Source organism: Sphingomonas hankookensis, from assembly GCF_022664465.1.
GTDB lineage: Bacteria > Pseudomonadota > Alphaproteobacteria > Sphingomonadales > Sphingomonadaceae > Sphingomonas > Sphingomonas hankookensis.
Map to the genome: position 1 here is coordinate 794,022 of NZ_JAKREV010000002.1, position 11,833 is coordinate 805,854.

Annotated in this window: 6 protein-coding genes; all 6 read right to left on the reverse strand. The window is 68.0% G+C overall.

Going from position 1 to position 11,833, the window contains the following annotated elements; all coding sequences use genetic code 11:
- Nucleotides 1-5 precede the first annotated feature (5 nt).
- The 6 genes from MF610_RS09175 to MF610_RS09200 all read right to left on the reverse strand — a co-directional run bounded on the left by MF610_RS09175 (nucleotide 6) and on the right by MF610_RS09200 (nucleotide 11,828).
- Nucleotides 6-1,466 (reverse strand): metallopeptidase TldD-related protein, encoded by a 1,461-nt coding sequence (locus tag MF610_RS09175; protein WP_242195173.1) that lies wholly within the window; start codon nucleotides 1,464-1,466, stop codon nucleotides 6-8.
- A complete protein-coding gene (locus MF610_RS09180; protein ID WP_242195175.1) occupies nucleotides 1,463-2,815 on the reverse strand; it encodes a TldD/PmbA family protein in 1,353 nt (450 codons plus the stop codon). The genes MF610_RS09175 and MF610_RS09180 overlap by 4 nt, the downstream gene beginning before the upstream one ends.
- The gene (locus MF610_RS09185; protein ID WP_242195178.1) at nucleotides 2,812-4,596 is read right to left on the reverse strand and encodes an ABC transporter ATP-binding protein/permease; all 1,785 of its coding nucleotides are present in this window, start codon (nucleotides 4,594-4,596) and stop codon (nucleotides 2,812-2,814) included. The genes MF610_RS09180 and MF610_RS09185 overlap by 4 nt, the downstream gene beginning before the upstream one ends.
- Nucleotides 4,597-4,627: 31 nt before the next feature.
- Nucleotides 4,628-6,949, reverse strand: a complete 2,322-nt coding sequence (locus tag MF610_RS09190; RefSeq protein WP_242195181.1) for a TonB-dependent siderophore receptor — start codon at nucleotides 6,947-6,949, stop codon at nucleotides 4,628-4,630.
- A 261-nt stretch (nucleotides 6,950-7,210) separates the two neighbouring features.
- Nucleotides 7,211-8,194 (reverse strand): LysR family transcriptional regulator, encoded by a 984-nt coding sequence (locus tag MF610_RS09195; RefSeq protein ID WP_242195184.1) that lies wholly within the window; start codon nucleotides 8,192-8,194, stop codon nucleotides 7,211-7,213.
- Between the two features lie 52 nt (nucleotides 8,195-8,246).
- Nucleotides 8,247-11,828, reverse strand: a complete 3,582-nt coding sequence (locus tag MF610_RS09200) for a hydantoinase B/oxoprolinase family protein (RefSeq protein ID WP_242195187.1) — start codon at nucleotides 11,826-11,828, stop codon at nucleotides 8,247-8,249.
- Between the last annotated feature and the right edge of the window lie 5 nt (nucleotides 11,829-11,833).

The window sequence follows — 11,833 nt, forward strand, 5'->3', positions numbered from 1 at the left end:
TGCGGTCAGGCGGCGCCGCCGACCATGATTTCGTCGATGCGGATGGTGGGCTGGCCGACGCCGACGTCGAGGTGCTGGCCCTGCTTGCTGCAACTCGCAACGCCCTCGTCGATCGCCAGGTCGTTGCCGACCATCGAGATATGCTTGAGCGCTTCGTGCCCGACGCCGATCAGCGTCGCGCCTTCGACCGGCGCGGTGATCCGCCCGTTCTCGATCCGCCACGCCTGGGTCGTGGTGAAATTGAACCGGCCGCTGACGATATCGACCCGCCCGCCGCCGAATGCGGTGGCGTAGATACCGTCCTTGACCGACGCGACGACATCCCCCGGCGCATGCTTGCCGTTGAGCAGAAAGGTGTTGGTCATGCGCGGCATCGGCAGATGGGCATAGGATTGGCGGCGACCGTTGCCGGTCGGGCGGGCGTTCATCAGCCCAGCGTTCAACCGGTCCTGCAACAGCCCGGTCAGGATACCGTCCTCGATCAGCGGCGTGCATGCACCCGCCACGCCCTCGTCATCGATGCCGAACGATCCGATCCGTTCGGGCAGCGACCCGTCGTCGACGACGGTCACGCCCTTCGCCGCGATGCGTTCGCCGATCCGCCCGGTAAAGGCCGACTGGTTCTTGCGATGGTGATCGCCCTCCAGTCCGTGCCCAATGGCTTCGTGGAACAACACCCCGCAATAGCCGGGACCGAGCACGACGGGCATCGGCCCGGTGGGCGCCGGCCGCGCGTCGAGGTTGATGCACGCCATGTCGACCGCCTGCGCGACCAATGCAGCCAACCGCGCATCGTCGACCTCCCCGGCACCGTGCCGGCCACCCAGCCCCGCCTGCCCCGTGGCGCGGCGGCCACCGGCTTCGGCGACGATCGTAACGAACAGCTGCATCATCGGCCGGACATCGCCCGCGATCCGCCCGTCGAGATCGGCGACCAGTACCGCCTGATCGACGACGCGCAGCACCGCTTCGACCCGCATGACGCGCGGATCGGCGGCGCGCGCCTTCGCATCGATCCGGTCGAGCAGCGCGATCCACGGCACGCTGCTGCCGGGCAGGTTAAGGTCGATCGGCGGATACAGGTCATGCCGCGGTGGCGCGCCGGTGATCGGCACAGCCACTGTACCGCCCACGCCACCATCGAGCGCGCGCACCGCCTCCGCCAGCGTCGCGAGCGCGTCCGCCCCCATATCGGCCGAATGGGCGAAGGCGACCTGTCCGCCGCGTGCCGCGCGTGCGCCGACCCCCTGCGCGATCTGGAACGATCCACCGGCGATGCGGCCATCCTCCAGCCGAAAGACACGCGTCCGCTTCGCCTCGAAGAACAGGTCGGCAAGGTCGATGCCCGGCGCGGCCAGCGCCCCCAGCGTCCGCGACAGGTCGGCGGGATCGAGCCCCGCCGGGGTCAGCGTTCGCGCGACGGCGCCATCATAGGACGCCATGGCGGGTTGCATGCCGGCGGTCATGCCGCGCCTCCAATCTGCAGGTCGTCGATCAGGATCGATCCGGTCAGGACCACACCGCTCCGCTCGACATCGTTGCCGACCGCCACGATCCCCATCAGCATGTCGCGCAGATTGCCGCCGACGGTGACGTCGGTGACGGCATGGACCCGCATGCCGTCTTCGACCCAGCTGCCGCTGACCGCATAGGTCCAGTTGCCGGTGACCGGATCGGTCGCGCCGCCGGTCATGCGGTGAACGATCAGCCCCCGGCCCATCTGCCGGCAGAGCGCATCGAACGATCCGCCCGGCGTCTGGCTGGTCAATTGCAGGTTCCACGGCCCGCCGGCGTTGCCGGTCGACGTCATGCCCAGCCGTCGCGCCGATCGCGTGCCGAGGAACAGTCCCTCTGCTTCGCCACCGTTCAACACCCAACGCCGCCGCCCGGCGATGCCTTCGCGATCATATCCGCCGCTGCGCAAGCCATAGGGTTCGAACGGGTCCTCCCACAGGTTCAGATGCGATGCGGCGACCTGTCGTCCCAACGCATCGGGCAGGAACGTCGCGCCGCGCTGCTGCGGATTGCCTGACAGCGCGCCGACCAGATCGCCGATCAGCGCGCCGACAGCCCGCGCCTCGAACAATACCGGGCTGCGTTGACTAGGGATCGAACGCGCACCGAGTTGGCCCGCGACGCGCGCCACCACCCGCCGGGCGAGTGCCGCCATCGGATCGAGCCGATCGAACCGGCGGTCGTTGCTTTCGACGCTGTCGTTGACCGCCCCTCCGCCGTCGCGCGCCATCGCCACCAGCCATGCGTGATGGGACGAATAGCGCTCCCCCCGCGAAAAGCCCGCACTGGTGACCAGCGCTTCGGCACCCTCGCTCGACGCGACGCCCGCGACCAGCGTTTCGATCGTGGCCCCGGGCACGATCGTGGCAGCGAGCAGCGCGTCGCCCTCCAGCGCCATCGCACGCAGGGCCGACGGATCGCGCCCCGATGGCGCGTCGATCGGCGGCAACGGGGTATCGAGCGCCATGTCCGCGAGTGCCGGTGGCAAACCGTCGGGATCGGTACCCATCAGATCGGCGATCGCCAGCGCTTCCTGCGCCGCCTGGGCCATCGCTGCGGGATCGAACGCCGCCGTGGTCGCGGTGCCGGCACGGGCGCCACGATACAGCGTCAGCGTCAGCCCCTGTCCCGCGTCACGCAGCGCGGTGTCGACCTCGCCGCCGCGTGCCGTGACGCGCACCCCGGCATTCGCACGGACCGAGGCGACGGCATGGTCGGCGCCGATCGATCGCGCGATGGCAACCGCCTGCGCGCCGACGTCCTGCAACCGGTCGACATCGGTGGACAACATCCGGGTCATGCGAGCGCCTCGATCGGTCCGCCGGTCGCGCGGCCGTCCGCAATCACCAGCGCATGGTCGTGATAACGATGCAGCCGTTCTTCATGGACGACGCTGACCAGCGTCACGAACGGCAGATGCGCAGCGAGCATCCGATGGAAATGCTCGGTATTGGCGGGATCGAGCGCGCTGGTGGCTTCGTCAAGGATCAGCAATGAAGGTTTTTGCAGCAGGATGCGGGCCAGCGCGATGCGCTGCTGCTCGCCAGGCGACAGTTCCTCCTGCCACAGCCGCAAGGCATGCAGGTCGACCAGCAGATGCCCGAGATGCGCATCCTCCAGCAACGCGGCGATCGTCGCATCGTCGTGATCCTCCGGCGCGTCGGGGAAGCATATGGCTGCCTTCAACGTGCCGAGCGGCAGGTACAGGCGCTGCGGCACGAACATGGTCGTCGACCGGTCGGCCAGCGCCACACCGCCCTCACCGTCGCGCCACAGGCCACCCAGCGCCAGCAGCAACGTGCTCTTGCCGGCGCCCGACGGGCCGCGAATGACCCAGCGTTCGCCGCGGCGCACCTGCCAGTCGCCGATCACGACCAGCGGTTCGCCATGCGGACGCCGGAGTGTGAGCGCCGAGGTCGCCAGCGCGACCCCCGCCGCCGCACCCCCGGACACCTCGATCCCCGCCACCCGTTCATGATCGATGGCATCGTCCAGCGCCTTCAGGCGGTTGAGATAGGCGACCTGCTGCGCAATCCGGGGATAGAGTTGGACGAAATACCCGATCTGCGGCGTCAGCTGGGTAAAGGCGTTCACGCCCCCCATCACCTGACCGAAGCTGATCGATCGCGCAAAATAACTCGGCACCAGCAGGAACAGCGGGATGATCGATCCCAGCCGGTCGTACAGCCCGTTGGCGGTTCTGAGCCCGACATTGGTGAGCACGACCGAGCGGAAGCTGCGGCGGACGTTGTCGAACGCGATGCCCAGCGATGCGCGTTCGGTCGGGACAGCATTGGCCAGTCCGATCTGCGCGGCATTCCGCCGGACATGGATCAGTCCGGCGCGGAAATCCGCCTCACGGTGCTGATACCGCATCGTCGCACGGATGAACGGCTTGCCCAGCAGGACCATCACCACGCTCATCGCCAGCGTATAGCCGACCGCGTACCACACAGTGCTGCCGGGGATCGAGATCGCGCGGCCAAAGGCGGTGAACGCGATCGGCGGCGCCGTTTCCAGCAGCACGCCGATCATCAGGACCGTCTGCACGACCGCACCTAATGCGCCCAGAATGATCGACAGCAATCCGATGCCGACGTCGGTCACCAGCCTGACATCTTCGGCGATACGCTGATCGGGGTTGTCGATGACGCGGACGCGCTCGATCTCGACATAGCGGTGCCGCGCCATCCAGCGGTCGAGATATTTCTCGGTCAGGTAGGTTCGCCAGCGCAGGCTGAGGAACTGGGTCACCACCGGCTCCACCGCGATCCAGAGGATCTGCACGGCAAGCAGGCCGACGAACGTCATCACGAGCGGCACGAACCGCGCCACTTCGCGCTGTTCGACGCTTTCGTAAAAGGTCTGCTGCCAGCGATTGACGCCCAGCATCATGTAGCCAAGCCCGAACTGGAAGGCGATGAGCGCGATCAGCGCGGCCCAGGCGAACTTCCAGTCCTTCGAGGTCCAGTAATCGCGGATCAGGCCAAAGGCATGCCGCCACCGCTCCCCCGCCGGCTGGGGCGGGGCGAGGCCCGTCTCGCGACGGGACTCTCCGGACGGGATCGGTGGGGGCAGCATCCTTTGGTCCTCGTGTTCGTCGTCGCCCGGCTCAGCGGAACCGGTAGCCGGCGGTCAGACGCCAGATCCGCGGTTCGCCGATCGGAACATAGGTCGTGGTCGATGTCGGGTTGTAGTTCACCCGGTCGAACAGGTTGCGGATACCGAAATTCAGGTCGAACTTGCCGACCGTCAGGAAGGCGTTGAGATCGACCTGGTTCGTACCCTCCAGCCGATACAGGTTCAGCGAATCGATCGCGATGCTGGAGCGGCCATAGGTGCCGATGCCTGCACCCGCGCTCACCTGATCCGCCACCTTGTGCCGGTAGGAGGTGTAGAGGCTGTACTGATCGCGCGGCTGCAACGTCACCGTCGTTCCGTCGGTGAAGGTGCCGGGGACCGACAGCTTGTAGTTGGTCCGCGTGAAATTGCCGCTGATCGTCCAGCCGCGCAGCGGTTCACCCTGGATGCCCAGGTCGATCCCCTTGGCCGTCTGGCCCGGTAGGTTGATGTAGGCCCCGGGCGTCGTCCGGTCGGCATCCTTCAAATTGCTCTGGTACAGGTCGAAATAGGATGCGTTGATCAGCACCCGCTTGTTGAACAGGTCCCATTTGATGCCGGCTTCGGCGTTCCGCGTGTCAGTGTCGGGCAACAGGACATTGTTGGCATCATATTGGAAACTGGGGATAAAGCCGTAGCCGAGCGTTCCGTATAGCGACAGGTCGTCGGTAACGGTAAAGACCGCACCATAGCTCGGCGTCGTCTGTCCGTCCGACTTGTACGTCATCGTCGGCTGGTTGCGCTGTGTGCCGCTGAAATCCGACGCCGTGCGCCGCGCGCTCGCCATCAGCGCCAGCCGCCAGAATTTCAGCAGATACTGACCGTAAAAGGACGTCTGCGTGCCTACGCCGGCGTTGTTGGCCCGGTATGCCGCCGGCCGCACCGGCAGCGCCGGCGACTTCGTCACGTAATTATACAGCAGGAAGCCACCGTTCGAGACGGCGTCGTCCTGCGTGATGTCGAAGCTGGAATACATGCCGCCGACGATGATCTTGTGTTCGAACGCTCCGGTGCTGAAGGCCGCCCGGACATAGCCGTCGACGACGTCGTTGTTGCTCTGCTGGCTGACGCCGGTCCGCGACAGGAGCAGCGTCTCGGGTGCAAGCAGCACGAACGGCGAATATTGCCGCAGCAGCAGCGACGAATCCTGATGCTGATAATGCGCCGCGACGATCAGCCAGTTCCCGAATTGCTGCTTGGCCTGAATGTCGTAGATCGTGCCGGTGATCTGCGAATATTGATCCTTGTCGCCGATGAACGGCGTGCCGAACGGGATCGCGATCGGACGCTTCGCGGTCGTGTCGTACAGCGTGTACGGGATCATGCCGAAGATCTGGTTGGTCGCGGTCAGGCTGGCGGTGATGTCGGTCTGCGCGTTCTTGAACCGGATTGACGGCGCCAGCAGATAATCCTCGTTGCCGCGATATCCGCCGAAATTGCGGTCGGAATCGGCGGCGGTCGCGATGATGCGGGCACTGACGCGCTGGTCCGACGTGATCGCGCGATTGGCGTCGACCGTGATCCGGCCCGCGCCGAACGATCCGGCTTCGGCCGACACGTACAACCGCTCCTCCGCGCTGGGCTTCTTGGTCACGATGTTGACCGTGCCGCCCAGACTGTCGCCGCCCAGCAGGATCGCGTCGGGACCCTTCAGCACCTCCAGACGCTCGACATTGGCGACCGACTGGGTGCTGCCCGCCGCGAACAGGCTGCTGGACGGTGCCGGCGCACCGTTGACCGCCCCGCCCGAGGTGAACCCGCGCACAGTGTATCCGACGCCGCCCTGAACCGTCGCGCTGTTGACGGTGACGCCGCCTGCGTTGCGCAACGCGTCGGGCAGGGTCTGCGCCTGCTGTTCGGCCAGCAGTTTGGACGAGATCACCTGCGTATTGCGCGGCTGGTCGCGCAGCGATTCGCCGGTGCGGGTCGAACTGGTGTCGCCCCGGACCAGGATGCTCGTCTCCGCCTCGTCGCGGCGGGCGACGACGACGATGCCGTTTTCGACGAGGATGCTGCCGTCGCTGCGGACGGTGACCTCCACCGCCTTGCCGCGCGTCGCCTGCTGCACCGCATCGGCGGCGGTCCGGGCGTTGCGGACCGGTGCGGAGGTCAGGTGCCGGACCGCATCGGGATCGACCTCCACCTGGGTTCCGCTCTGTGCCTGGATCATCTGCAGCGCGCGGCCGAGCTCCATTGTGGGCAAGGTGATCGGCGCGCTTTGGGCAAAGGCCGGCACCGGTGCGATGCACGCCAGCATCGGAACGAGTGCGACGGCGGCAACATGAACATGCGTGATGGCATGACGACGTGACATAATATCTCCCCCTTCTCGGCAACGTTGCGCCGTCCCGGCCCACGGCCCATCGGCCGCGGGCGGGATCACGCGATGCGCGATACCCCATAGTCTTGCTGGAACTTCCCCCTGGCCGGGCGAAGCGATCGACCGCCGCCGCCCTTGACCGGGCGTGTCGGCTATTCGTCCTGCGTCGATCGAAACCGTTTCCGTCACTAGCAAAGCCGCAAGGGATGGTCCGTTTCGATCGTTGTTGAAGACTGATCCTTACATATCGGTGCATCAAATTGTAATATTCGATGCTGCCATCCGGTTTTTGGATGGCGCCCCGATGCCGTTGCGCGCAAGGACCATCTGGTCGATCAGCCAGCGGATCATCGGCTCTTCGGCGCGATAGGGCTGCCACTGAACGACCAGCTGCGACGACGGCACCGCGAACATCGGGCTGCACAGCGCGACCGGAAGATAGGCGGCGCAGTGCTGCGCGAACCAGTTGCTGGTCGTGACGATCAGGTCGGTCTGCATCGCGAGCATCGGCAGCATCGAATGCAGGCCGGTGCGCACGACGACGTTGCGCCGGGCGATCGGATGCATCGCATCGAAGCGGCCGAACATCGCCGATTCGATATGATCGTCAACCGCCGCATGGCGCGCCGCCAGATACGCTTCCGCCGACACGTCGCGCCCGGCCAGCGGGTGATGTCTGCACACCATGCCGGTCAAGCGATGGTCGTGGATCGGGAGCGCATTCAGCGCCGGATCGACCATGCCTTCGGGAACGATCGCGACGTCGACGCCGGCATCGAACATCCGGCGGACAGAGCCGGGTACGAACGGCGCGGCGCGGATGGTGATGCCCGGTGCCGCGTCATGCAGACCGGGAATCAGGCGGCTGAAGAACGGCAACTCGACGATCTCCGGCGCGGCGATCGTGATCGTCTGGCGCGCCGTCGCCGGATCGAAATCCAGCGTCAGGCGGAACGTGTCGTCGACCTCGCGCAGCACCCGCCCGACCCGCGGAGACAGCGCCTCGCCCAGCGCCGTCAGCCGCCGGCGATCGCCATACAGGATCAGCTCGTCGCCGAAATGGTCACGCAGCTGGCGCAGCTTCGCGCTCATCGCCGGCTGGCTGAGCGCGATCGAATGCGCGGCGGCGGTCAGCGATTGCGAACTGAGGAGCGCATCCAGCGCATAGAGCAGGTTGATGTTCAGCCGTCGCAGGCGCGTACGCGGTTCCGGATCGAGCGGTGTTTCGAAATCATCCACCGAATGGCCCCTGCTGTTGTTCGAGCGAACCTGATCCATTCCCCCGCCGCTGTCACCCCGAACCATAGCCGCCCCCGCCCGGCGTTTCGATCACGATGCGGTCGCCCGGCGCCAGTTCGACCGTCGCGGTGCCGCCGATCGGTTCGATCCGGCCGTCGCCTCGCTCGACCCGCTGCGTGCCGCACGCCCCCGCTGCGCCGCCCGCCAGCCCGAACGGGGCGACGCTGCGGCGCGAGGCGACGATGGTCGCGGTCAGCGGGGCGAGCGCGGTGACCGCCCGCTCCGCCCCGTCGCCGCCGCACCATTCCCCCGTGCCGCCCGATCCGCGGCGGATGGCGAACCGGTCGAGCCGCACCGGATAGCGCAGCTCGAGGATTTCGGGGTCGGTGATGCGGGTGTTGGTCATGTGGCTGTGCACTGCCGAGGCGCCGGCAAAGCCTGGCCCGGCCCCAGTCCCGCCGCAGATCGTTTCGTAATATTGGTGGGTCGCATCGCCGAACAGGAAGTTGTTCATCGTCCCCTGCGCCGCCGCCGCCGCGCCCAGCGCGGCGAGCAGCGCGTTGCACACCGCCTGGCTGACCTCGGTATTGCCGGCCACCACCGCGCTGCCGGGCGGGGGTGACAGGAACGATCCTGTGGGAATGACGATCTCCAGCGGGGCGAGGCAGCCTTCGTTGAGCGGCAGGTCCTCGCCGACCAGACAGCGAAACGCGTAGAGGACGACCGCGCGGGTGACGGCGGGCGGCGCGTTGAAATTGCCGGCATGTGCCGAGCCGGTGCCGGTGAAATCGATCCGCGCCGATCGCGCGGCGCGGTCAACGGTCACCGCGACGCACAGCGGCGTGCCGTCGTCCATTCGGTCGTCGAAGCGCCCGTCGGACAGCCGGTCGAGCACGCGGCGGATGCTTTCCTCGGCATGCGCGCGGACATGGCCCATATAGGCCTCGACCATCGCCCAGCCGCGCGCACCGACCAACGCCGACAGTTCGGCGATGCCGGTGGCGTTGGCGGCCAGCTGCGCGCGGATATCCGCGACGTTGACGTCGGGGCTGCGCGCCGGCCAGCGCGCATCGGCCAGCAGCGCGCGGAACGCCGCCTCGCGGAAATCGCCACCGGCGACCAGCAGGAAGTCGTCGATGACCACGCCCTCGTCCTCCAGCGTACGCGAGTTCGGCGGGGTCGATCCGGGAGTCAGCCCGCCGATATCGGCATGATGGCCGCGATTGGCGACGAAGAAGCGCAGCGTCCGGCCATCCTCGGCGAACACCGGCGCGATGACGGTGATATCGGGCAGATGCGTGCCGCCGTTGAACGGATCGTTGAGTGCGACGGCGTCGCCGGGCTTCAGCGTATCGCCGCGGCTGGCGATCACCGCGCGCACGCTTTCGCCCATTGCGCCCAGATGCACCGGCACATGCGGTGCATTGGCGATCAGCCGCCCTTGCGCATCGAACAGCGCGCACGAGAAATCGAGCCGCTCCTTCATGTTCACGCTGCTGGCGGTGTTGCGCAGCACGACGCCCATCCGCTCGGCGATCCCCATGAAGCGGGTGTTGAACAGTTCGAGCTGCACCGGATCGGCGACGGCATGGTCCACCTCCCCCACCGCCGCGATGGCGCCGTCATGGGTGAGCAGCAACTCGCCACCCTCGCCGACCGTCATCGTCCAGCCGGGTTCGACCATCGTCGTCGCGATCGCCTCGCGGATCAGCACCGGCCCGACGATGCGGTCGCCGGAGCGCAGGTCGCTGCGGTCGTGGACCGGCGTGGCGTGCGCCGCACCGCCGGTCCATACCGACAGCGTCGCGATCGGCGGCGGCAGCGCACCGGTCCGCGGCGGCAGCGCGGCGGGTACGGGCGGATCGCCGGGGAGCACCGCCTCGACCAGCAGGCTCTCGACGATGATCGCCCGGTCCGGATCGGCAAAGCCGAAGCGGGCACGGTGCGCCGCCGCGAAGTCGGCACGCAAGGCATCCGCTTCGCCAAACGGTACGGGCAGCGCGGTATCGGTGCCGCGATAGCGCAGATGCGCGGTGACGGTCCGCCGAACGCCAGGCACATCGCCCAGATCGCCCGCCGCTTCGTCGCCCAGCGCCTGCGCCAGCCCGGCAAGCGCGTCGCTCGTCGCGCCCAGTTCGGCCTCGACCGAGCGCTGGCGCAGCGCGGCGCGATCGGCCAGCCCCATGCCGTACGCCGACAGCACGCCCGCCAGCGGATGGATCAATACCCGCGTCATGCCCAGCACTTCGGCCACGCGACAGGCATGTTGCCCGCCCGCCCCGCCGAAGCATTGCAGCACGAAGCCCGCGACATCCTCGCCCCGATCGAGCGCGACGCGCTTGATCGCCGCGGCCATGTTGGCGACCGCGATCGACAGGAAGCCCTCGGCGACCGCGCGCGGGTCCTGCGCCATGCCGGTCGCCTTGGCGATCGTGTCGGCCAGCACGGCGAAGCGCCGTTCGACGGTCGCGGCGTCGAGCGGCGCGTTCCCTTCGGGCCCGAACACCGCCGGGAAATGCGCGGGCACGATCTTGCCGACCAGCACATTGGCGTCGGTGACGGTCAGCGGCCCGCCGCGGCGATAACAGGCCGGCCCCGGATCGGCGCCTGCGCTGTCGGGTCCGACGCGGTAGCGGCCACCGTCGAAGTGCAGGATCGACCCGCCGCCCGCCGCGACGGTATCGATCGCCATCATCGGTACGCGCAGTTCGACGCCCGCGACCTCGGCATCCAGCACCCGCTCGAACCGGCCGGTATAGAGCGCGACGTCGGTCGAGGTGCCGCCCATGTCGAACCCGATCACCCGGTCGAACCCGGCACGCTCGGCGGTGCGCGCGGCGGCGACCACGCCGCCCGCCGGCCCGGACAGGATCGCATCGCGTCCATGGAAATGCCGCGCATCGGCCAAGCCGCCGTTCGACTGCATGAAGTGCAGCGGCGTATCGCCCAGCGCCCCTGCGACCCGGTCGACATAGCGGCGCAGCACCGGCGAGAGATAGGCATCGACCACGCTCGTCCGTCCGCGCGCCACCAGCCCGATCAGCGGGCTGACGCGGTGGCTGACCGACACCTGTTCGAACCCGGCCTGCGCGGCAAGGTCGGCGACGCGAGCCTCGATCGCGGGGTGCGCCCAGCCATGGGTCAGCGCGATCGCCACCGCCGCATAGCCCTCGCCCCGTGCCGCGCTCAGCGCGGCGAGCGTCGCCGCTTCGTCCAGCGGGTCAAGTACCGCACCGTCGCGATCGATCCGCCCGCCGATCTCGATCACCCCGTCATACAGTGGGGTCGGCAGGCGGATGGCAAGGTCGAACAGCTGCGGCCGCGCCTGATTGCCGATCGCCAGCAGGTCGGCGAAACCGCGATCGACCACCAGCAGCGTCCGCGCGCCCTTACGCTCCAGCAGCGCGTTGGTCGCGACAGTGGTGCCCATCTTGACCTCGGCGATCGCGCCCGCCGGCCAGGCGGCATCGTCGGCCAGCCCCAATATGCCGCGGATACCGGCGATCGCGGCATCGGCATAGCGTTCGGGATTCTCGCTCAGCAGCTTGGCGGTGGTCAGCGAACCATCGGGCGCACAGGCGACGATGTCGGTGAAGGTGCCACCGCGATCAATCCAGAAACGCCATCCCTGCATGCAAT

Bases quoted from the DNA above. Each gene is read 5' to 3' on its own strand.
- MF610_RS09175 (WP_242195173.1), bottom strand. From the start codon at position 1,466: ATGACCGCCGGCATGCAACCCGCCATGGCGTCCTATGATGGCGCCGTC.
- MF610_RS09180 (WP_242195175.1), bottom strand. From the start codon at position 2,815: ATGACCCGGATGTTGTCCACCGATGTCGACCGGTTGCAGGACGTCGGC.
- MF610_RS09185 (WP_242195178.1), bottom strand. From the start codon at position 4,596: ATGCTGCCCCCACCGATCCCGTCCGGAGAGTCCCGTCGCGAGACGGGC.
- MF610_RS09190 (WP_242195181.1), bottom strand. From the start codon at position 6,949: ATGTCACGTCGTCATGCCATCACGCATGTTCATGTTGCCGCCGTCGCA.
- MF610_RS09200 (WP_242195187.1), bottom strand. From the start codon at position 11,828: ATGCAGGGATGGCGTTTCTGGATTGATCGCGGTGGCACCTTCACCGAC.